This window comes from Xanthomonas sp. GPE 39, assembly GCF_000963005.1.
GTDB lineage: Bacteria > Pseudomonadota > Gammaproteobacteria > Xanthomonadales > Xanthomonadaceae > Xanthomonas_A.
Map to the genome: position 1 here is coordinate 2,564,719 of NZ_JZHZ01000007.1, position 22,541 is coordinate 2,587,259.

The 22,541-nt window shown below is 62.4% G+C and carries 21 protein-coding genes and 1 other RNA gene; 7 read left to right on the forward strand and 15 right to left on the reverse strand.

The window, feature by feature from the left end; translation table 11 throughout:
* Window positions 1-8: 8 nt before the first annotated feature.
* The 13 genes from XALGPE39_RS10650 to XALGPE39_RS10705 all read right to left on the reverse strand — a co-directional run bounded on the left by XALGPE39_RS10650 (window position 9) and on the right by XALGPE39_RS10705 (window position 10,903).
* Window positions 9-392, reverse strand: coding sequence for a RidA family protein (locus XALGPE39_RS10650; RefSeq protein ID WP_045728155.1), 384 nt, complete (start codon window positions 390-392; stop codon window positions 9-11).
* 112 nt (window positions 393-504) lie between these two features.
* Window positions 505-2,676, reverse strand: a complete 2,172-nt coding sequence (locus XALGPE39_RS10655; protein ID WP_045728156.1) for a bifunctional (p)ppGpp synthetase/guanosine-3',5'-bis(diphosphate) 3'-pyrophosphohydrolase — start codon at window positions 2,674-2,676, stop codon at window positions 505-507.
* 101 nt (window positions 2,677-2,777) lie between these two features.
* A complete protein-coding gene (gene rpoZ / locus XALGPE39_RS10660; RefSeq protein WP_045729149.1) occupies window positions 2,778-3,077 on the reverse strand; it encodes a DNA-directed RNA polymerase subunit omega in 300 nt (99 codons plus the stop codon).
* A 112-nt stretch (window positions 3,078-3,189) separates the two neighbouring features.
* Entirely contained in the window at window positions 3,190-3,816 is a 627-nt protein-coding gene (gene gmk / locus XALGPE39_RS10665; protein ID WP_045728157.1) for a guanylate kinase, read from the reverse strand.
* A 558-nt stretch (window positions 3,817-4,374) separates the two neighbouring features.
* A non-coding RNA gene (locus XALGPE39_RS15250) (sX9 sRNA) lies at window positions 4,375-4,449 on the reverse strand.
* 61 nt (window positions 4,450-4,510) lie between these two features.
* Window positions 4,511-5,215: a hypothetical protein gene (locus tag XALGPE39_RS10670; protein WP_045728158.1), complete on the reverse strand. Its 705-nt coding sequence runs from the start codon at window positions 5,213-5,215 to the stop codon at window positions 4,511-4,513.
* 169 nt (window positions 5,216-5,384) lie between these two features.
* Complete coding sequence (locus XALGPE39_RS10675; protein WP_045728159.1) at window positions 5,385-5,717, reverse strand: RebB family R body protein; 333 nt, start codon at window positions 5,715-5,717, stop codon at window positions 5,385-5,387.
* Window positions 5,718-5,815: 98 nt separating this feature from the next.
* Window positions 5,816-6,352 carry a hypothetical protein gene (locus XALGPE39_RS10680; RefSeq protein WP_045728160.1) on the reverse strand — a complete coding sequence of 179 codons (537 nt, stop codon included), beginning with the start codon at window positions 6,350-6,352 and terminating at the stop codon, window positions 5,816-5,818.
* A 12-nt stretch (window positions 6,353-6,364) separates the two neighbouring features.
* A complete protein-coding gene (locus XALGPE39_RS14925; protein ID WP_152624887.1) occupies window positions 6,365-7,189 on the reverse strand; it encodes a hypothetical protein in 825 nt (274 codons plus the stop codon).
* A 7-nt stretch (window positions 7,190-7,196) separates the two neighbouring features.
* Complete coding sequence (locus XALGPE39_RS10690) at window positions 7,197-7,439, reverse strand: RebB family R body protein (protein ID WP_045728161.1); 243 nt, start codon at window positions 7,437-7,439, stop codon at window positions 7,197-7,199.
* A gap of 88 nt (window positions 7,440-7,527) precedes the next feature.
* A complete protein-coding gene (locus XALGPE39_RS10695) occupies window positions 7,528-8,097 on the reverse strand; it encodes a sigma-70 family RNA polymerase sigma factor (RefSeq protein ID WP_045728162.1) in 570 nt (189 codons plus the stop codon).
* A gap of 317 nt (window positions 8,098-8,414) precedes the next feature.
* Window positions 8,415-9,773, reverse strand: coding sequence for a hypothetical protein (locus tag XALGPE39_RS10700; protein ID WP_045728163.1), 1,359 nt, complete (start codon window positions 9,771-9,773; stop codon window positions 8,415-8,417).
* A gap of 269 nt (window positions 9,774-10,042) precedes the next feature.
* Window positions 10,043-10,903: a YicC/YloC family endoribonuclease gene (locus tag XALGPE39_RS10705; RefSeq protein WP_045728164.1), complete on the reverse strand. Its 861-nt coding sequence runs from the start codon at window positions 10,901-10,903 to the stop codon at window positions 10,043-10,045.
* 236 nt (window positions 10,904-11,139) lie between these two features.
* Between XALGPE39_RS10705 and rph the strand changes: the two genes are divergently transcribed.
* The 6 genes from rph (at window position 11,140) to pepQ (ending at window position 18,188) form a co-directional block, all read left to right on the forward strand.
* Entirely contained in the window at window positions 11,140-11,865 is a 726-nt protein-coding gene (gene rph / locus XALGPE39_RS10715) for a ribonuclease PH (protein WP_045728166.1), read from the forward strand.
* An 85-nt stretch (window positions 11,866-11,950) separates the two neighbouring features.
* Window positions 11,951-12,550, forward strand: coding sequence for an RdgB/HAM1 family non-canonical purine NTP pyrophosphatase (gene rdgB / locus XALGPE39_RS10720; protein WP_045728167.1), 600 nt, complete (start codon window positions 11,951-11,953; stop codon window positions 12,548-12,550).
* Window positions 12,551-12,567: 17 nt separating this feature from the next.
* The gene (gene hemW / locus XALGPE39_RS10725) at window positions 12,568-13,791 is read left to right on the forward strand and encodes a radical SAM family heme chaperone HemW (RefSeq protein ID WP_045728168.1); all 1,224 of its coding nucleotides are present in this window, start codon (window positions 12,568-12,570) and stop codon (window positions 13,789-13,791) included.
* A 76-nt stretch (window positions 13,792-13,867) separates the two neighbouring features.
* Entirely contained in the window at window positions 13,868-16,225 is a 2,358-nt protein-coding gene (locus tag XALGPE39_RS10730; RefSeq protein WP_045728169.1) for a DUF1631 domain-containing protein, read from the forward strand.
* Window positions 16,222-16,566 (forward strand): PilZ domain-containing protein, encoded by a 345-nt coding sequence (locus XALGPE39_RS10735; protein ID WP_045728170.1) that lies wholly within the window; start codon window positions 16,222-16,224, stop codon window positions 16,564-16,566. The genes XALGPE39_RS10730 and XALGPE39_RS10735 overlap by 4 nt, the downstream gene beginning before the upstream one ends.
* Window positions 16,567-16,865: 299 nt before the next feature.
* On the forward strand, window positions 16,866-18,188 hold the full coding sequence (gene pepQ / locus XALGPE39_RS10740; protein ID WP_045728171.1) for a Xaa-Pro dipeptidase: 1,323 nt from the start codon (window positions 16,866-16,868) through the stop codon (window positions 18,186-18,188).
* A gap of 36 nt (window positions 18,189-18,224) precedes the next feature.
* Here pepQ and XALGPE39_RS10745 read toward each other — a convergent pair whose 3' ends face one another.
* Both XALGPE39_RS10745 and XALGPE39_RS10750 read right to left on the reverse strand, forming a co-directional pair.
* Window positions 18,225-19,550, reverse strand: a complete 1,326-nt coding sequence (locus XALGPE39_RS10745) for an aminopeptidase P N-terminal domain-containing protein (RefSeq protein ID WP_045728172.1) — start codon at window positions 19,548-19,550, stop codon at window positions 18,225-18,227.
* On the reverse strand, window positions 19,550-20,095 hold the full coding sequence (locus tag XALGPE39_RS10750; RefSeq protein ID WP_045728173.1) for a YecA family protein: 546 nt from the start codon (window positions 20,093-20,095) through the stop codon (window positions 19,550-19,552). The genes XALGPE39_RS10745 and XALGPE39_RS10750 overlap by 1 nt, the downstream gene beginning before the upstream one ends.
* A gap of 163 nt (window positions 20,096-20,258) precedes the next feature.
* On the opposite strand from XALGPE39_RS10750, the gene XALGPE39_RS10755 reads away from it, so the two are divergent.
* The gene (locus XALGPE39_RS10755) at window positions 20,259-22,478 is read left to right on the forward strand and encodes an EAL domain-containing protein (protein WP_045728174.1); all 2,220 of its coding nucleotides are present in this window, start codon (window positions 20,259-20,261) and stop codon (window positions 22,476-22,478) included.
* The last annotated feature ends 63 nt before the right edge of the window (window positions 22,479-22,541 follow it).

Consider the following 22,541-nt stretch of genomic DNA (forward strand, 5'->3'; position numbering starts at 1 on the left):
GGCGCTGATCAGTCCAGCACCATCACCGCATCCACCTCGAAACCCGCTCCCTTTGGCAGGGCCGAGACCTCAATCGTGGAGCGCGCGGGAAACGGTGCCTGGAAGTACTCCTGCATCACCGCATTGACCTGCGCGAACTGCGATAGGTCGGTGAGATACAGCCCCAGCCGCACGATGCGCGCCAGCGAACCGCCCGCCGCCTCAGCCACCGCCTGCAAGTTATCGAACGCGCGCCGCGCCTGCGCGGCGATGTCGCCAGCGACGATTTCGCCCGTCGCCGGATCCAGCGGGATCTGCCCGGAGAAATACACGGTGTTGCCGGCACGCACGGCCTGCGAATACGGGCCAATGGCCGCCGGGGCACGGTCGGTCTGGATGATCTGGCGAGACATGTCCACTCCAAGGAAGGGAAATTTCCGCCTAGTTTAGCCGGGACGCGGGGCCTACGCCCCACACGATACGCGTGCCACGCGCTCGCGGAAAATCCGCATCCGCATCTGGAATTTACTGGCGGCGCACGCTCTGCACTGCACTCAGACGTCGCAACCGGCGCATCACTTCGGCCAGGTGATTGCGGTCGCGCACCTGAATATTGAAACGCAGCACCGCCGCATTGAAATCGCGATCCAGGTAGTCCACACGCTCGATGTTGGATTGGCTCTGCGCGATTGCCGCAGCCAGTTGCGCCAGCACGCCGGTGCGGTTTTCCACGTCCACCACCAAAGCAGTGTCGTAATCGCCGATGACACTGGCGTCCCAATCGATCGGCACCCAGCGCTCGGGCGACTTGCGCAGTTCGGCCAGGTTCGGGCAATCCAAGCGGTGCACCACGATGCCCTTGCCGGCGGTGTGATACCCCATGATCTCGTCACCGGGAATCGGCTGACAACAATTGGCGAAGCTGACCACGCCGCGCTCGGTTCCGTTGATTAGAATCTTTTCCTGCGAGTGCTTGGAATGGCCGCCGCCACGCAACTCGGCATAGGCCATCAATGCCTGCGCGGCTTGGGTCGGCATCCAGTTGCCCAGCGCGATGTCGGCCAGCAACGCCTCCAGGCGCGGGTAGCGATGCTCGCTGAGGAACGAATCCAGGCGCCCCTTCGGCAGGCGCTCCAACGCACTGTCCATCCCCTCCAACGCGCGGTCGAGCATGCGATGACCAAGCTGCACCGCATCTTCGTGTTCGAGTTGCTTGAGCTGATGACGGATCGCGGTGCGCGCCTTGCTGCTGACCACGAATTCCAGCCACTGCGGTTTTGGCGTGGCCGAACGCGCGGTGATCACTTCCACGGTCTGCCCGCTGACCAACTTGGTGCGCAGCGGCACCAGCTTCTTATCCACGCGCGAGGCCACCGCGCGGTTGCCGACGTCGGTATGCACGGCATAGGCGAAATCCAGTGCAGTGGAATTGCGCGGCAATGCCAGGATCTTGCCCTTGGGCGTGAACAGATACACTTCGTCAGGAAACAGATCGACCTTGACGTTATCCAGAAACTCCAGCGAGGAACCCGCGGCACGCTGGGACTCGATCAACTCCACGATCCAGGCGTGCGCGCGGCTCTGCGCGTTGTTGGGCGAGTCGCCGCCGAACTTGTAGGTCCAGTGCGCGGCGACGCCGCGCTCGGCAATCAGGTCCATCTCCTCGGTACGAATCTGCACCTCGATGGGCGAGCCGTAGGGACCAAACAACACCGTATGCAGCGACTGGTAGCCATTGGCCTTGGGAATGGCAATGAAATCGCGGAAACGCGCATCAAGCGGCTTGAACGTGGCATGCACCGCGCCCAGCGCGTGATAGCAATCGGATACGCCGCGCAACACCAGACGAAAGCCGAACACATCCATCACCTGATCGAAGGATTTGTTCTCGTCGCGCATCTTGTTGTAGATGCTCCACGGGGTCTTGATCCGGCTGACCAGACGGTGCTCCAACCCTTCCTTGGCCAAGCGCTGGGACAACTGCACTTCCACCAGGGTCATCGACTCGCGGCGCACCACCGGCTGGCTGCGGATATGTTTCTCGATGATCGCGTGGCGCCACGGATGCAGCGCGCGAAACCCGAGGTTCTGCAACTCGGATTTCATCAAGCTCATGCCCAGACGCTGCGCGATCGGCGCATAGATTTCCAAGGTCTCACGGGCGATACGACCACGCGCCTCGGCGCTCTGCGCACCGAGCGTGCGCATGTTATGCAAGCGGTCGGCGAGCTTGATCATGATTACGCGCAGGTCGCGCGACATCGCCAACAGCATTTTACGGAAGCTCTCCGCCGCCGCCTCCTGACGGTCGCGAAACTTGAGTTTGTCCAGTTTGGTGACGCCATCGACCAGTTCGGCAACCGCTTCGCCGAACTCGGCGGCCAGCTCGGCGCGCGTCAACGGCGTGTCCTCGATGGTGTCGTGCAAGATGGCCGCGATCAGCGCCTCCACGTCCAGGCCCAACTCAGCCAACACCCCGGCCACTGCCACCGGATGCGTGATATAGGGTTCGCCCGACTTGCGGGTCTGCCCGGCATGCGCGGACGCACCGACTTCCCACGCGCGGCGCAGCAACGGTATTTGCTCAACGGGCAGATAACTGGCGCTGCGCTCAAGTTGCAGGACGTAGTCGGGGACTGACCCATCGACTGGTGAAGGCGCAGCGCTGGCGACCTGGGCGGGGGGACCGGGGTTCATTGGCAAAGACTATGTCAGCAGCGCGTGGACGGCAAACCGTAGAAACGAAACAGCCCGCGGATGCGGGCTGCTGGTCGAACGATCACAGCGCGGCGGCGCGATCAATCGTCGTTCTTGGACATGTCCTCGTCGGCAACGACCTCGGCGGCGGCCCATTCCAGCGCCTCGCGCTCGGCGCGCTCGCGTTCGGCTTTCTCGACCTGATCGATCAGCGCATTGTCGATCTTGCGCGCGGCAATTTCGCGCAATGCCAGCACGGTGGGCTTGTCGGAGGACTCGGTGTTGTCGAGGGTGGCCTGCACGCCGTTGGCAAGCTGGCGGGCGCGCTTGGACGCCATCATGACCAGTTCGAAACGGTTGTTCACAACTTCCAGGCAATCTTCTACGGTGATGCGGGCCATGCGGGCTCCCGGCGGGCCGGCGACGGCCACGCGTTGGAATGAGGGAAAGAGTGGCGATTGTAGGGCGGCACCGGCCCGGAATCAACCTCACCCCATTCAGTTTCCTTTGGAATCAGCCAGTTGGCGATTCCTGCAAGAGGGTCGCGATCAGCCCGGCATGACGCTGCTGTTGCGGCAAGCGGCGCAAGCGGCTGGCGACGAAGATCGCGCACATCTCGTCCACCGCTGTATCGAAATGCTCGTTGACGATGACGTAGTCGAAATCGGCGTAGTGCGACATCTCCTCGCGCGCGGCGGCCAGCCGCTGCGCGATGACCGCCTCGCTGTCCTGGCCGCGCTTGCGCATGCGCTGCTCCAGCGCCTGCCGCGACGGCGGCAGAATGAACACGCTGACCGCGTCGGGCACCTTGGCGCGCACCTGATGCGCGCCTTGCCAGTCGATCTCCAGCAGCACATCGCGGCCGGCGGCCAACTGCGGCTCCACCGATTGCCGCGCGGTGCCCTTCCAATCGCCATGCACGCTGGCGTATTCAAAAAAATCGCCGGCCTCGATCATGCCCTGGAACTGCGTGGCGGTAACGAAGTGATAGTGCTCGGCATGGCGCTCGCCCGGGCGCGGCGCGCGCGAGGTGAACGAGATCGACAACGCGATCTGCGGGTCACGCGCCAGGGTCGCATTGACGATGCTGCTCTTGCCGGCGCCGGAAGGCGCCGCGACGATGTAGAGGGTGCCACGCATCGGTCGGATCTCAGCGTCGATGGTCGGGCGGCGCACGATACCAGCCCCAGCGGCGACCGCAAGCAGTTTCGATCGGCCTGCGGCACCGAACGGAGCCCTCGCCCGGCTCGCAAACATCATATAACCATATGATTTAAAGGTTATTTTTTTCAAAACGCCGGCGCCCCACCAGCAGGCGCGCCCTCCTCGGCAAGCGGCCGCCAGCACACGCACGGCACACGCAAACTTGAGAAGGGCTCTCATGTTCTGACGAATAGGGAAACACGTGTAAGGAAACACGTGTACAGAGGCGTCAACACGCCGAATGCGGATGCACTCGCCATTGCAACACAACGACCTGATAGCTTTGGGATATAGCGACCATCGCACACTGTGCAATTGGCTCCGCGCGCACCAATATAGTGGCTAACAAAACGACACGGTGTCGCCCCCGGACGAGTACGAGTACGGGTACGGGTACGGGACGGGCAATGCTCGCGTCCCCCTCACTGTACACCGCGGTTTCTGCACGCTGTCCGCGTGCATCCGACAGCCAGTCGCGACGTTTCTCGTTAGAGTGGTGAACAAAACGTCGCGAGTCGCTGTCGGGTGGGCGCGGACAGCGCGCAGAAACCGCAGTGTACAGAGGTACATGAGGATTCCGAGCACTGCCCGCGCCCGTCCGGCGGCGACGCAGTCGTTTTGTTAGCCGCTCTTAATCACTCTTCTGATGCACGGATGCGACATCGGCCACGTGACCTCGTGCCTGCACACGCACGATCTTGTCGACCGGCAAAGCGACAGGCCCACCCGGCTGCCACACCACGCACCAGCGCCCATTGCAATCGAGTACGACCACCTTATCCGCGACCTTCTCCTCCACGCGTCCGACAGCGCTGCCAACGTTCGCCTCCATGGTCAAGCGCCGCAGCCGCTGATTAGCATGACGAGTGCCTTCCTGCCGCGCCGCCAATGCCGTCAGCACCAACAGGGCTACCACCATCACGAACGCAAGCACCATGGCCTCGGAAACACGCCATGCATTATCTGGACTGATGCCGGCCATCCGCACTTGCGCGCGCACTCGCAACCAATCGCGTAACGCGCCGAACACGGACCAGCCCAACAGCGCCGTGATGCCCAGGCCGATGCCCCCCAGCAACACCACACCTCGCCATTGCTCATGGTTCATACCGAAGAGCGAGGCCGCGCTCCATGTCAACGCGAGCAATCCCATGTAGATGTAATCGTCGCTGGCATAGCTCAACGGCAGCGCCCCCATTCCCAGCGCCGACCAGTAGGCGTCGGCGAACATGCGCCCGGACAGGTACAGCACCGGCAACGCCGTCGTGGCGAGTTTTAGCAGACCCTGTACCTGCTCGGACACTTGCATGCGCGGTGGTGACTTGCGCGATTTCATTGCACCTCTCTCCGCTCCGGCATGGCGGCCTGAGACTGTATGGAATCCAGGCACACCCCACACTCATTGCGTATTGAGCGCTGGGCGCAGCGTCAGTGCCACCGCTGCGGATCAAAAAGGCTCCTTTCCGTATTCCAGAAAGGAGCCTTGAAACGCATCGCTACAACGATCAGCTGTTGTTGTTGCTGAACGCCTGCAACACGGTGAGCAGGCTGGTCAGATTATCGGCCACTCCGGACTGAGCCACCTTCTCGGTCGCGCCAGCACCAGACATTGTGTCGACGCTATAGATCTGCATCACGCCCTGATTAGCCGCGGCCTGCGCCAGGGTGTTCTGCTGCTGCTGAGCTGCCACCGCATTCTCGAACAGAATGCCGGTCGAATGCGCCATCGTCTGGTACAAGGAACTGATCGCAATGGCGGGAGCTTCGCCCACCACTTTCACATTGGACTGGGTAACCGCATCGGTCACCATCGTATTGACATGAGTGGGATCTGGCATGATTTTTACTCCTGTGGGATAAGCCTCGTTTAGCCGGAGGCGTTCGGCTCTTAAAAGACGCAACAACGGGAAGGGTGTGAACTCGCGTCGCATCGCGATCATCGTGTCACGCGAGACGGTGTCGGCGAGGCAGCGCCCATCTGCGCCAACAGCGCTTCGACCTGCGCACGCAAGGGCTGCAGTTGCTGATCGATCGCCTGCGCAACCTCGGTGGCGATAGCGCCACGCAGTGATGCCACAACACGCCGCGCATCCTCGCCATGATCGTCGTCGCCGACCGGAACCATCGACAAAGGTGGAGGCACCTGGATATCCCGCGCCGCGCCATTCAATTGCCGGATCAACGCAACCATCGCTTCGTGATCCACCCGCAAAGCGGTGATCACTTGCTGCAACGCGCGTTCTGCCTGGTGGATCAGACCGTTGGCCGCATCCCGACCCTGCTGGCCGGCTTCTGCAGCGCGCTGCTCGCCCTGTGTCAGGCGCACCGCTTCGATCAAGGTGGTCGGCAATAACGCGCGCAAGGCCTGGTAGCAACTGCGCGCCTGCTCGACCTGACGCTGCGCGGACAACAATTGGGACAATGCCGTATCACTGGCGTGCTGCTTGACCGCCTTCACTTGTCCGGGATCCATATAGACACCCCCTTACCCACTGGTGATGGAGGAAACCGCAGTGCCAATCGCCTTGGCGGAGTTTCCGGCGACTTGACTAACCTGGCCATAGACCTCGACCGCAGAAGCGACCATCTTCTGCATCTCCAACAAGACCGGAATCTCCTCGACCGCCTGCACCGGCCCTTCGGCCGCCTTCTTGGCAATCACGGCCTGTGCCGCCAACGCGATCTGCATGATCGCGTTCATGTAGCCCGCAGCATCCTGCACCGCCAATCCCGCGCTCTGCGTCGCCATCACGTCCGGCGGTGTCCGGATCATAGCCGGCGACAAATACTGAGTCGTTTGCGCATTGCTGAAATCCACCGCCTGCACGATCTTCTGATTGAGCGCGGAGGTATCCGGTGGCGACGCAGCTGCGTTGACACTCCCATTTACGGTAGCTGGCGTAGTTGTTGTGCTTGGGCTGCTTGGGCTGCAGGTACTGCTGGTACTGCTGGCCGCCCCCGTCTCGCCACCTTGGTCGGCCTCAGCGATGACAGGCGTGTCCGCGACATTCGTGGCACTGTCAGCCTCGACGCTTGTCGCTGGCTGTGAAGCAGGCGACGTGGATGCAACGACACCATGTTCGCCCTGCGCCGACGCAGCCTGGCCCATGGTCGCTTTCTCCGTCTCCGTCTCCGTCGGCGCGGCGGACACGGCCACAGCAGCATCGGCGGTGTCCGTCGCGTCAGATACGGCATCGCGTTCATTGGCACGATCCGCAGTCTGGCTGCCTGGCGCGGTCGACACGCTGGCAAGTGGCAGTTTGAAATTCCGCAACCAATCCATCAAATTCATGGCAAGGATCTCCGGCAATCAGCGACTAGGGCTTGGTTCCGCTATCGGCCACTTCCATGATTAGTTGACAGGCCTTGGACACGATCGCGGTCGTAATCTGGTTCATCGCCTGCTGACTGTGCACAGCGTTCTGCACCGACAGCCCGGTCGCATGGCTGACCACTTGGTACAGCGAGGCAATCGCCTGCGCTGGCGCCTCGGCCACTACCTTCACATTGGTTTGAGTGACTGCATCGGTCACCTGCGCATTGACGTTCTGTTCTGCCATGACATTGATTCCTCGTTATACGGTGGATCGACAAGGGGCTTATCACTAAGACGCAGCAAGGAACACACTGTGAAAGGCAACGCGATGATCACTCCAGCACGGCAACCGCACCGCGCAGCTTTTGGCGTAACAATTGGACGCGTTTACGCACAAGTGCTGGTGATATTTTCAACAGCGAAGCGATCTCGACACTGGAGCGTTCCTCACGAAATCGCAACCGAAACAATAAGCGACCGTCAGACGGTAGCCGTGCAACCACGCGTTCCAGCAGCGCCAATGTGTCCCGATTCGATCTGGTGTCCTCAACACCTACTATTCCCAACCCGTCCTCAGGCGCAAGCAGATCGCTGTACACATCGGCATGAAAGTCGCGCAAACGACGCTCATGTGCATGCTTCCGACAGCGACTAATGAACTCGTTATTGAGCGCACACAGGAAAAACGAACGCGGCTCACGCACTACAGTACGATGCAGCAAAACGTGATTTGCTGTCCTGATAATAGTCGATGAAAGAATATCCTCAGCCTCCTCGACATTTCCTTTTGTCAAAAACATTGCTCTTCCGCGAAGAATCTTCGCGCACTGCACCCAGTCTTGCCATATTTCATCTGGGACGGAACCCTTTTTCACACTAACCGTCGCTTCACTTTCGAACATTTTTCATTACCCCGAATGTTTCGTTGCGGCGTTGTGCCTGAAACTTCGGTGAGAAATGACGTGTGACGCGGAGGCCTGTGAAAACTTGTCTACGACCTCCAAGATGCCATAATCGCTTTTATCGCCCACGGCTCCGATCGGCTGTCGCAACATCGCGAATACAGCCAGGATGGCCTTCGCGACATGTCGCGCAACCCAAAAACCGCATGATACAGACAGAGGCAGACAAAACGGCCGACTGTTCGGTCAGCCGTTCCGAACTAGAAATAGGCGCGCATACCCATAGCACAGCATGGAATAGCGACGTCACCCCAGCATCAGTTGGACAGTATTTTTCTCAATGCCGCAAGCTGGGAAGGCTGAAGCGAATTTAATGTGGAGAGCAGCGTGTTCGGCGGCGTCGTTTCGACAGCACTATCTTCGGCAGCGGCGTCTCCAGAATCAACAATGCCCACCCCCTGATTTGGCGACGCACCCCTGATTACGTTATATAAATCATCAAATGCTTTCCCGTTTTCTTTCAAATTTTTCAAGTCAGCCAATTTCATCCTAGCCAGATTTTTTATACCATCTTCACTGATCCCAACATTTCCACCACATGACAAAGCCACATTCAAAAGACTGGGATTTCCGTCGCGATATGCACCATCACCGGAAATTAATTGATCCCTTATTTTTTCGCAAAATAAATTATAAACTTCCTGCCCAATATTAAACATATCATCGCATCCATTCACCAGCAATCCAATCTCACAATACTCCCGATCAACTGATCCAACGTCAATAAAATCACGCAATACAATCAACCTATATCCACCCAATTCGGAACGCATCATTTCACTGCCATCCCTAAGGAGATGACTGAATATCGACTTCGCCCTTATTGAATTAAGAAGCGTCCCCAAGTCGTAATAATTAAAATATCTCAACAAAGATTCATCCGACTCACCTTCTTTCAATGCACTATTTTTCAATGCCAAGGCCAAGCCGCACTCCAGTAGCGAATGATGGTACTGCAGTACCATGCTGGCGATCGGCGGCAACTCCCATCCCTGCTGAGCTTGCGTCATTGCTCGTTCTTTCATGCCATTTTCGTTACCAACATTTTCTAGATAGGCCAACACCGCCAGCCCATCGGTGGTGGTTCCTGATATATCCGCACCAATATATGGCCCATAAAAACGCTCCATGTACTTGACCACACTGCGATCCAGGAGGCGATTCTTGAATATCCCAAGGGGCGGCCATTCGCTCAATGCATAGTCAGACACCTCCTGGCGCGCCCTGTTGGTTGACTTATCGAATGCCACTTTGTTACGCAGATTATTCTCGAAATCCTTGATAGACTTTCCTGCGCCACCATTTTCAATGTACTCCCCAACTTCACGAATGGCATCCCCCAGCGCGAATACATCTTTAACCTCCCCGCCTTCTCCGTTATTGTTGTTGTAGAAATTATTGATGTAAATTTTTGCGCGCGCGAGGTTGGCATTGGCAGCGCCGTTTCCTGGAACTTCCTTCAGTGAATTAATCTTCGTTACAAGCAGACTTGCATACTGCTCTCCTTCACTGATTTGCATATACCCCAGTATGTTGAACATCACGGACACCTGCACCGAGCGGATCCGGTTGCGGGCTTGCTGTACAGCATCTCCATAAATCACGATGGCAGTCATCTCGGGTCTCCTTCGATCGGTTTCGTCCGCCGACGGATCACCCACTGTTTGGCCTGCCACGGATCGCAGGCACAGTGAAGTCGAACGGCGTCGGCCGTGGCATGGCACACCCCCGATGCAACCGGCGCGTTCCGCGCCTGGATGACGGGGAACGCGCCCATCGCGGCGACGTGCCCTCATGAAGACGCGCTGAGATCGCGCTTGTGAACATCGCCGTGCCGATCGTGCCAAACGCATCGGCACCGGCACGCCACGACGGCAGGGGTCACCTACTCCAGGTTTTGCACCTGTTCGCGGATCTGGTCGATCAACACTTTCAGTTCCACCGCGGCGTTGGAAGTGCGGCTATCCACCGATTTGGAACCCAGCGTATTGGCTTCGCGGTTGAATTCCTGCAACAGGAAATCCAGGCGCCGCCCAGCCGGTTCCGGTTGCCGCAGCACCCGGCGCAATTCCTTGATGTGGCTGCCGAGCCGATCCAGTTCCTCGTCCACATCGAGTTTTTGCAGCCACAGCACCAGCTCCTGTTCCACCCGCCCCGGATCGACCGGATGCGACAAGTCGGCCAGACGCGCAGCCAACTTGGCGCGCTGACCATCGCGAATGGCCGGGATCAAGGTGCGCACCTCGCCGGCGACACGCTCCACCGCGTCCACCCGCTCGACAATTACGGCGGCCAGCTTGCCGCCCTCGCGCTCGCGCGCGGCAACGAACTCGACCAGCACTTCGTCCAGTAATTCCAGCGCCTGCGCCTGCAGCAGCGCCGGGTCCACCACCTGCCCCTGCAACACGCCAGGCAGTTGCAACAGGTCGACGAACTGCACCCGCAACTGCGGGAACCGCACGCCGAGCCGCTGCGCGAGGATGCCCAACTGCTCGACCAGCGTGTCGTTCACCACCAACGTGTGCGCCGTGTCCGGCGCACGCAGACGCAGCATCAAGTCCAGTTTGCCGCGACTGATGCGCGCGGCCACGCGCTCGCGCAGTTGCGGCTCCAGCGCACGCAGTTCCTCCGGCAGGCGCACGCCCACTTCCAGGAAACGGTGGTTGACCGAACGCAGCTCGCACCCCAACGTCCCCCAGGGCGTGATGCGCTCGGCGCCAGCGAAGGCGGTCATGCTGCGGATCATGCGAAGTTCCCGTGCGAACAAAGCACGAATGTTACCCTAGCGCTCGTCATGTCCTTCGAGGCGAGCCGCGTTGACCTTCAACGACGCTATACCCTCGATGCTGACGCTGGCTGGTATGCGCCCGAAGTGCATGACGCCCCCAGCCGGCTTCGTCCTCACCTCAACCTCCATCACCCGCTCCAGCGCCCGTTCCCGCCTCGCCGCGCACGGCCTCACGACACTCCCGGATTCCCTGCATGTCTTTTTCCCGTCCCAGCGGCCGTACGGCCGAGCAATTGCGCCCGGTCCGCATCGAGCGCGCGTTCACCCGTCACGCCGAGGGCTCGGTCCTGGTCAGCTTCGGCGACACCCGCGTGCTGTGCAACGCCAGCGTCGAACACCGCGTGCCGGGCTTTCTGCGTGGTAAGGGCGAAGGCTGGGTCACCGCCGAATACGGCATGCTGCCGCGCGCCACGCACTCGCGCTCCGAACGCGAAGCCGCACGCGGCAAGCAAGGCGGTCGTACGCTGGAGATTCAGCGCTTGATCGGTCGCGCGCTGCGCGCATGCGTGGATCGCAACGCGTTGGGCGAGCGCACCATCACCCTGGACTGCGATGTACTGCAAGCCGATGGCGGCACCCGCACCGCCGCCATCACCGGCGCCTACGTGGCCCTGGTGGACGCGGTGAACTGGCTGCGCCAGCGCGGGGAATTGAAAAAACCCGTGGTGCTCGGCGCGGTCGCTGCGGTGTCAGTCGGCGTCTACCGTGGCGTTCCGGTACTGGACTTGGACTACGCCGAGGACAGCGACTGCGATACCGACATGAACGTGGTGATGAACGATGGCGGCGGCTTCATCGAACTACAGGGCACCGCCGAAGGTCATGCGTTCCGCCGCGACGAATTGGATGCACTGCTCGGTCTGGCCGAGCGCGGCATTGGCGAGCTGCTGGCGGCGCAACGCACCGCGCTGGCGCAATGAATCCGCACATCGCCAAAGTCAGGCTGATCGTCGCGGCGTTGTGCGCTGTCGACGGCACAGTCTGGGAGCCAATGGAGCCGACACCATGAAACTGGTCCTGGCCAGCAGCAACGCTGGCAAACTCGAAGAACTGCACGCCCTGCTCGACGATGTCGGTGTGGAGTTGCTCGCGCAATCCACACTCGGCGTGCACGATGCCGACGAGACCGGCCTGACCTTCGTCGAGAACGCGCTGCTCAAGGCGCGCCATGCCGCCCGCCTCACTGGACTGCCGGCACTGGCCGACGACTCGGGCATCTGCGTGGACGCGCTGCACGGCGCGCCGGGCCTGTACTCGGCGCGATACGCGGGCGAACACGGCAATGCGCAGGGCAACATCGACAAACTGCTGCACGCCCTACGCGAGGTGCCGGACGCACAGCGCGGCGCGCATTTCTACTGCGTGTTGGTGCTGATGCGGCACGCCGAGGATCCACAGCCATTGCTGGTCGAGGGTCGCTGGCGCGGGCGCATCGCCCAGGCCCGCGCCGGCAATGGCGGACACGGCTACGACCCGGTATTCCTCGATCCCGAGCATGGTCAGACCGCCGCAGAAATGTCGCTCGCGTTGAAGAACCGCATCAGCCATCGCGCCATCGCACTGCGGCAACTCAAGCAGCGGCTGACCGAACTGGTGTCGCACTGACGTCTGACTCATTGGCCATGTCGCACGACCACCAGCAGCCCCCATCCGATGCGTCGGACACGGACCACCGCGCGCACGACGTCGCGCCGCGGCTATTGCCGCCGCCGCTGTCGCTGTACGTCCACCTGCCGTGGTGCGTGCGCAAATGTCCGTACTGCGATTTCAACTCGCATGCGGCCAAAGGCGCGCTGCCATTCGATGCGTATGTGGACGCACTGATCCGCGACCTCGACCAGGATCTGCCGCTGGTGTGGGGCCGGGTGGTACACAGTGTGTTCTTCGGCGGCGGCACCCCCAGCCTGTTCCCGCCCGAGGCCATCGCGCGTTTTCTGGAGGCGGCGAGCGCACGCCTGCGCTTCGCGCCGGGCTTGGAGATCACCCTGGAGACCAATCCGGGCACCGCCGAACACGGCCGTTTCGACCGTTATCTCGCCGCTGGGGTCAACCGACTCAGCTTCGGCATCCAGAGCTTCGACGATGCGGCCCTGCAGCGCCTGGGCCGCATCCACGACAGCGCCGAAGCCGAGCGCGCGGTGAAGCTGGCGCAGGACGCCGGCTACGTCAACCTCAACCTGGATCTGATGTACGCACTGCCACAGCAGACTCTGGCCGAGGCCGAGGCCGACGTAGCACGGGCGCTGGCACTACAGCCGACTCACATCAGCCACTACCAGCTCACCCTGGAACCGAACACACTGTTCGCAGCACGGCCGCCGCAGGGCATCCCCGAGGACGACGACGCCTGGGACATGCAGGAACACTGCCAAGCGCTGCTGGCCGCGGCAGGCTACGCTCAGTACGAAGTCAGCGCCTATGCACGCGCTGGCGCGCGCTGCGCGCACAACCTCAACTACTGGACCTTCGGCGACTACCTCGGCATCGGGGCCGGGGCCCACGGCAAGATCAGCTCTGGCGCCGAACAGCGCATCCTGCGCCGTTGGAAGCACAAGCATCCTCAAGCCTTCATGGACGCAGCTGGAACGCCGGCCGCGATCGGCGGCGAGGACTGGATCGAGTCAAAGCAACGCCCGTTCGAATACATGCTTAACGCGCTACGCCTGAACCACGGTTTCGCGCTGCGCGATTTCACCGCGCGTACCGGGCTCGCATCGGCCAGCATTGCCTCGGCACTGCAACAAGCGCAGGCACGCCAATGGCTGCAGTTGGAAGATGACAAGGTGATACCAACCGAACTAGGGCGGCGTTTCACCAACGACGTCATCGCCCTATTCATGCTCTGAAGCGACCGCTGCCGGCATGGTTGTGTCGGCAGAAACGTGTTACATACCCCCCTCGGTAAAAAACGACGGTCACAGGATGCCCCTGTCTGCAATCTTGTCGGGTTCCCCGGCGACGCTTGCTAGCGTCGTCTTACCGGCGCGCGTGCGTCATCTGCTGACATGTCTGAACGCGCTGTTGCGGCAGTCGCTGGAGTCGCCACTACAAGCAACCCTGGACGAACTGGAGCGAGCACTGCTCGAACAAGCCGAACACGCGCACAACTGCCAGTTGCGGCAAGACAACCATCAGGATGCGCAGAACCTGCGTGCACAACGCCCGCACTTCGTCCCACTGTTCCGAGCGCAACTGGAATCCGCGCTGGCCACGATTCGCAGCACTGCGGCGAGCGTTCAGTCGGAGCAGTCCAGCACGACCAAGGCGGCAACCCAGGCCCTGAGTTTGGTCTGCGACGTGGAGATCGACCGCAACATCGTGCTGCACGAGATTGCCCGACGCGAGGCGATTCGCACCCACATTCCATTGCAACTGCTCGGCCACCGCTTCGGCGTACTCGCCGCGCGTCCCGCGTTCGAGGTCGAACACCTGCCAATGGGACCGCAGGCGCTGTGCCGCATACTGCGCGAAGCCGGCAAGCAACTACAGATGGGGCTGGACGCACAACTGGCCCTATACCGCGCGTTCGAGCGCCATGTCATGACGCATTACGCCATCATCGTGGAACGGGCAAATGACCTGCTCACGGACGCTGGCGTACTGCCTGGACTGGTCTACCGGCCCTACCCCACGCGCACGTCCTCGCCCACAGCAGCGGTCGCCGCACGCAGCGCAGCACGTGCACCCGACACTCCCTATCCGGTCATCGGTCAGACACGAGCGGCAAGCCATCCCCACAGCACTGCGATCACGGCAGAGGACCGCGCGATCGCCGCACCAATGGCAACGGTGACGCCAGCCAACACGCTCGATGCACCGGCCGAGCTGACCACGCTGCGCAGCTTGCTCATGGCGGCACGCAGGAATGCCGCCCCTGCCACGGCCATATCGGCGGCCGATCCAATCGCCGCCATCCGCCCCGCGCAGACCGACGCGCCCCAAGCCGAGACGGTCACCATTGCGACCACCACGCTGTTGCAGGCACTGGGCGAATTTCAAGCGCAGCCGCCAGCGCACAGCACCATGGGTGGGTTGCGCGGACGTCGCCATATCCGCGACGTGCAGGCGGCACTATCGAACGTCTTGCGCAGCGAACACGGTCCGCAGGCCACGCTGGCCTGCCAGGATGCCGACATCTTCGATCTGCTCGCCCTGTTGTACGGCGAAATCGAACGCGAGGTACGCAGCGGCACGCCAGCAGCATTGCTATTGGAACGCTTACAGGTGCCACTGGTACGCGCAGCGCTGCAGGATCCCACGCTCTTCGTGTGCGACCGGCATCCAGCACGCGAACTACTCAATGCGGTGGCCGAATCCAGCCTGCTCTGGCTCGGCGACGAGGACGTCGATGCACCGTTGCTACTGAAGTTGAACAAAACCGTGGATCGGGTCGTCGAGGAATACGAAGGCAATGTCACGGTCTTCGAACAGGCATACCAAGAAATCCAGGCACATTGCCGCGCGCTGGTACACAAGGCGGAGATCGCCGAACGCCGACACATCGAAGCGGCACGTGGCAAGGAACGACTGGCGCTAGCCAAGCAGACGACCGGCCACAGCCTGGAGCGACTGTGCAATGCCTGGCAACCGCCATACGTGGTGCAGACCCTCTTGCAACAGGCATGGTCCGACGTGCTGGTGCTGACGCTGCTGCGACAAGGCGAAGACTCCGATGCGTGGCGCGAACGCGAGCGGCTCAGCGCACGCATCGCCGAGATCACCTGCCGCACCGATGACGCAGCCGACACTGCTCTGACCGATGCTGTGTGCAACGCTTTGCTGCAGGTCGGCTATCACCAGGACGAGGCTGCGGCCATCGCCCGCATTCTTTCCACGCCGGGGGCTGCCGAGACATCGGCACTGCTACCTGTATCTGACACCACGCTACAGTTGCGTGCGCGTGTTGGCGTGCAAAGCGAAGACAATGAGCCGCCGTTACCGCCACGCACCGCGGACGAACAAGCAGCCTACGAGCATCTGCGCAGCCTGCCGTTCGGCACATGGTTCGTGTTCGTCACCGACCAACAGCACAACCCGAAACGACAACGTTTGTCGTGGTACAGCACGTCCACAGAACGCGCGTTGTTCGTCAATCAACGCGGACAAAAAACCGCCGACTACTCACTGGATGGACTTGCCAGACTATTGGCGCGGGGCCAGGTAAGCATCATCAGCGGCAACCGTACACGCTTGATCGACCGCGCCTGGCAAGCGGCCATGCACAGGCTGCGAACTCTCGCGGGCGCGACTGCGTCGAATATCTCCACGGAGGACGTATGATCGCCGAAGCTCGTCGCTCGCCGCGCCGCCCGGTGCCGGACATGGTGCCGGTCCTGGACATGATGGAAGAGGTGGTGATCGGCCGCCTCGGCAATGTGTCCGAACACGGCATGCTGCTGCTGGCATCGACCCACTTGCATGACGACGCGCTGTACCAATTGCGCTTCACAATGCCGCAAACCGATCGTCAGGTGCAGATCGACGTGGGCGCACACCTATTGTGGAGCGAAGCCTCGCACACGCCAGGCCATGCCTGGACAGGCTTCTGCTTTCTCACCATCTCCGCCGCGCACCGCGATCTGTTACGACAATGGGTCAACAACGCCGAGCCCAACGGCTGACCTGTTCATTGCATACTCCACGACACGCGCAGAAGCGGCGACTTGCGTCTTTAATGCGACGCCATCGCTGGCCTTAGCGTGGCTAAAAAACCTCGCCAGTCGCGGCCGGTTGGGTAACAGACCGCGCGCAGCAACCGCCATGTACAGACGGCACATGAGGATTCCGAGCACTGCCCGCCCCCGTCCGGCGGCGACGCGGCAGCGTTGTTAGCCATTCTTAGCCGCAAGGCGCCGAATCCCCACCCCCGAATTGCGGCACACTGCGTCCTCGTTGATCCCACGCCGACCGAGTTCTGCCCATGCTCCAGCACACCCTCAGTGCCCTGTACGCCAACCATCTGCGCACGCTATCGCACCGCGCCGACACAGCGCTGGCGCGCGCTGGCTTCGAGCACCTGGTGGTACCCAGCGGCAACCTGCATTACCAGGCATTCGACGACCGCGACTATCCCTATGCAGTGAATCCACAGTTCAAGGCATGGCTACCGCTCACCCGAGTGCCGAACAGTTGGCTGATGTACACCCCGGGACAGCGACCGCAAGTCATCTTCCACCAACCACACGACTACTGGCACGCAGTGCCGGCGGCACCCAACGGCTGGTGGGTGGAGCATTGCGACATCCACATCATTCGCAGCCCGGAAGAAGCACTGGCACTGCTACCAACGCCAGCGCGCTGCGCGATTCTCGGCGAACCGCACAGCGCACTCGGCGATTACATTCCCAACAATCCGCAGGTGGTGTTGGACTATCTGGACTACCACCGCGCCTACAAAACGACCTACGAACTGGCGCTGATGCGTCAGGCGCAGCAACTGGCGGTGCGCGGCCACCGCGCCGCCGAAGCGGCGTTCCGCGAAGGCCGCAGCGAGTTCGAGATCCACATGGCCTATTGCGCCGCCGTCGGCCAAGACGCGACCGAACTGCCCTACGGCAACATCGTGGCACTGAACGAGCACGGCGCCGTGCTGCATTACACCGAGCTGCAACGACAGACGCCGACGCCGCTGCACAGCCTGCTGATCGACGCCGGCGCCAGCGCACACGGCTACGCCAGCGACATCACCCGCACCTACGCCACCGACACCAGCAGCGAATTCCAGGCGTTGATCGACGCGGTGGACACCGCGCAACAGCGCATGGGCCAGAACGTGCGCGCCGGCGTGGACTACGCGCAGTTGCATCTGGACGCACACCTGGCGCTGATGGGCGTACTGAAAGACTTCGGCGTGCTCACGGTATCGCCGGAAGCCGCCGTCGCCAGCGGCGTCAGCGCCACCTTCTTTCCGCACGGCCTCGGTCATCCGATCGGCCTGCAAGTCCACGATGTTGGTGGTTTCGCCGCCAGCGACCAAGGCGGGCGCATCGAGCGGCCCGACGGCCACCCGTACCTGCGCATGACCCGCACACTCGAACCGGGCATGGTGGTCACCATCGAACCCGGCCTGTACTTCATCGACATGCTGCTGGACGCGCTGAAACAGACCAAACACGTCCACAGCGTGGACTGGGCTCGGGTGGAGCACTTCAAGCCCTACGGCGGCATCCGCATCGAGGACGAGGTGGTGTGCACCGAGGACGAACCGGAGAATCTGACGCGCCCGGCGTTCGCGGCGGTCTGAACCAGCGCACCGGTCAAGCGCAGCGCATGCGCTGGATCAATCCGCCGCCATCACCACTTCGATCTGCTCGGCACTGCGCGGCAGCGCGTCGGTCAGCACGCGGTGGCCGTCGTCGGTGATCAGCACGTCGTCCTCGGTGCGAATGCCGATGCCACGCCACTTCGCGTGCACCTCCTGATCGTCGGGGGCGACGTATAGCCCCGGCTCGATGGTGAACACCATGCCCGGCTCCAGCAGGCGCGATGCACCAGCCAGTTTGTAGTCGCCGACGTCGTGCACGTCCAGCCCCAGCCAGTGCCCGGTCTTGTGCCGGTAGAAACGCCGATAGTCGCCGCTCTCCAGGTTCTGCTCCAGGCCGCCCTTGAGCAAACCCAGCCGCAGCAGACCTTCGGTGAGCACCTGCACTGCGGCCAGATGCCCGGCCTCGTATGCGACGCCCGGCCGCGCCTGCGCCAGCGCCGCCGCGTGGGCGGCGCCAACCAAATCGTGCAGCACGCGTTGTTCGGCGCTGAAGCGGCCGTTGACCGGAAAGGTGCGGGTGATGTCGGCGGCATAGCCACGGTACTCGGCACCCGCATCGATCAGGACCAGATCGCCGTCGCGCAGGCGCGCGGCATTGGCGCGGTAGTGCAGCACGCAGGCGTTACTGCCGCTGCCGACGATGCTGGCGTAGGCGGGACAGGCATCACCTGCACGGAACGCGTGTTCGATCTCGGCCTGCAACTGGTATTCGTGCACTCCGGACCGCGCCACCCGCCACGCCGCGCGGTGTCCGGCCACACTCAGGTCGGCGGCCACCTGCATCAACGCGATCTCATCGCGCGACTTGAACAGGCGCTGCTCGTGCAGCAAGTGGCCCAGTTCCAGGAACTCGTGCGGCAACTGCGCGCCATGCCGCACCTGCTCGCGCACGCGCTTGACCCAGCCGATCAGCTTGAGATCGAAATCGACATCGCGGCCGAAGTGATAGTAGACCCGCGAGCGACCCTCCAGCAGGCCAGGCAGGATGTCGTCGAGATCCTCGATCGGGTAGGCATCGTCCATGCCATAGTGAGCCACCGCGCCTTCCTGGCCGGCACGCGGGCCGTCCCAGGCTTCGCGCTCGGGGTCGCGCTCGCGGCAGAACAGCAGCGCCTCGCCATGACGGCGTCCGGGCACCAACACCAGGACCGCCTCTGGTTCCGGAAATCCGCACAGATACCAGAAGTCCGAATCCTGGCGGTACGGATAATGGGTATCGTGACTGCGCACGCGCTCCGGCGCGCTCGGCAACACCAAGATGGCCTGCTCGCCCGCCATGTCCATCAGCCGTCGACGCCGGCGCGCGTATTCGGCTGCACCAATCCCGGTGAGCCGCTTCATCAGTTCAACCGCTGCCGGTGACGCGGAGCGAGGACGCAGTCGCTGTGCAGCAGCAGCACCGCCACCCGCACGAATTCCTCGATCTCGGCCAACGCCTCCTCGTCTTCGTCGCCACTGTCGATCTCCTCGCCACTGGTCTGCCCCAGTCGGGCCAAGTCCTGTAAGGCCTCAAGCCCTTCTTCGGACAGCGGCGGCTTGGCCCCTGCGGCAAGACCGAAACCACCAAGGAAGCTACGGCACCACTCGAACAACGCATCGGCTCGCTCGGGCAACGGCGTCCCAGGCTCGGCCAGGACCAGGTCGAAACCGAAATCGCGGTCCTCCAACTGCGCTACGGTAGCCTGGCGCAGTTGGTCCAGGGCATCGCCGCGGCGTGGCGTGGCAATGTCGGCATCGGCCAATACCGCCGCTGGCCAGGCGGGCAGGTCGGCGCCGCCGCCAGCCAGCCAGCCGCACAGGGCACCGTGGAGCTCGGCTGCGGATGCGGCCAGGTCCAATTGTTGACTGGCATTGACGATAGCGGCGGCGGTGGGAAGTTCGGTCATGGATACAGGGTCTGTCGGGGGGCTTGCCACCGGCTCGGGAGGCCGGCAGCGGACTGAATGACGGACCAGTGTAACAATCCGCATACACCTTGCTGCTTGTGAAGGCTTCCGGCACATGCCTACACTCAGCAGTCCCTTTCCTTGATAGATATCACGTCCCGCCATGCTGTTAGAGCACCTCACTGCGGGAATCGCAAGCCATCTCACCGCCGACTGGAGCTGGGACCGCCCAGTCATTGCCCTCTTCCTGGCCATCGGCGGGCTGACCTTGTCACTGTATGCACTGCTTTACCGGCGGCGTATGCGGCAAAAGCTACGGCGCTACGAAGAGCTGCAGCGACACGACCATTACCTGAAGTTGGCGCTATGGGCTTCGGGCGAGCACTTCTGGGATTACGACCTGCAAAATCGCACGCTACGGCGGATGCGCGTGGACGATGCCAACCCGCAGATGCAGGAAATCGCTCTGGTGATCCACGAGGACGATCCGCTCAGGATCCATCCCGACGACATCGCCCAGGCCAAACATGCGCTCAGCGAACATCTTGAGGGGCTCACCGCGATCTATCTGGCCGAATACAGGGTGGACCTGACCGGCGACGGCGTCTGGCAGTGGGCGCGGGTGCGTGGACGCGTGGTGGATTACGATGCGGCCGGCAATCCGCGCCGCCTCGCCGGCACCGCACGCGATATCACCTCGCACCGTCAAGCCGACCTGGAACGGCGTATCGCCGCAGAAGTACTGCGCAGCATGAACGAGGCGGTGGCCGTGCTCGACGAGGAGCGGCGCTTTATCTCGGTGAACCCGGCCTTCACCCGGATCACCGGCTACAGCGAGCGCGAGGTCCTGGGCCAGCCGATGACACTGATCGACCACGCGCCCAACGTCCCACCACCGCCGATGCTCGATCAAGGGCTTCACTGGCGTGGCGATGCCTGGAAGCGACGCAAGGACGGCCACGAGATCCTGTGCCACATGCGCCGCAACACCGTGGTCGATGCAGACGGCCGACAGAGCTTCCAAGTGGTGGTACTGGAAGACATCACCGAACAAAAACGCGCCGAGCAGGAACTGCGCTACCTGGCCAACTACGACACGTTGACCAGCCTGCCCAACCGCGCCCTGCTGTCAGAGCGGCTGGCCCGGGCGATCGTCCGGGCACGCCGTCAGGCCGGCACGGTTGCGGTGCTGTTCCTGGACCTGGACCGTTTCAAGGACATCAACGACTCACAGGGTCACTCCGTCGGCGATCAGGTCCTACGCGCAGTCGCCGAACGCCTGCAACAGGCGGTGGGACCGCAGCATACAGTCGCACGTCTGGCCGGCGACGAATTCACCGTGGTGGTGGAGGACATCATCAGCCAAGACGAGGCCGAAAGCGTCGCCGCGCGGGTGCTGGCGGCGTTCGAGCCGCCGCTGCGTCTGGACGATCGCCGCGAGGTGGCGGTTTCCACCTCCATCGGTATTTCGCTGTTCCCGCAACATGCGCTACTGCCCAGCGAACTGCTCAAGCACGCCGATACAGCCATGTACCAGGCCAAGGCGGCCGGACGCCGCAATGCCCAGGTGTACTCGGCCAGCATGGACGAGGCCACCCGCCATCGCGCGACACTGGCCAGCACCTTGCGCAAGATTCCACTGGATCAGGAGTTGAAACTGGTCTATCAGCCGCGCTACTCGTTGCGCGAACAGCGCGTGGTGAGCGTGGAAGCGTTGCTGCGCTGGCACAGTGCCGATTTCGGGCCCGTCTCGCCGAGCCAGTTCATTCCCTTGGCCGAAGAGACCGGATTGATCCTGCAAATCGGCGAATGGGTCCTGCGCCAAGCCTGCAGCGCGCTGCGTGACTGGCGCAAAATGGGCCTGACCGATCTGTGCATGTCGATCAACGTCTCGGCGATCCAGCTCGAACGCAGCAACCTGCCGGAATTGATGGCGCAGATCCTGGCCGACACCGGCGTACCGGCGGCCAATGTCGAACTGGAACTGACCGAGAGCGTGGTGATGTCGCAGGTCGGCAAGAGCGCGGAAATCCTGCGCGCCTGCCGGGAACTGGGCCTGACCCTGGCAATCGACGATTTCGGCACCGGCTACTCGTCGCTGGCCTATCTGAAGCGGCTGCCGATCAACACCCTGAAGATCGACCAGGCCTTCATCAGCGACCTGAGCATGGACCCGGACGATGCCTCCATCACCAGCACCATCATCGCAATGGGCCACTCGCTGGACCTGAAGGTCGTCGCCGAGGGCGTCGAACAGCCCAGCCAGCTCATGTTCCTACGCGAACATGGCTGCGACGAAATCCAGGGCCACTTGGTCGCGCCCGCGCTAGAACCGGATGCCTGCCTCAAGCTGCTGCAACAACCGCTGCGGCTGCCCATCTGAGCGGCAGCCATCGCACCGCCGCGCGGCGTCTTGACCACCGCGCGAACGCATGTCTATCGTGAG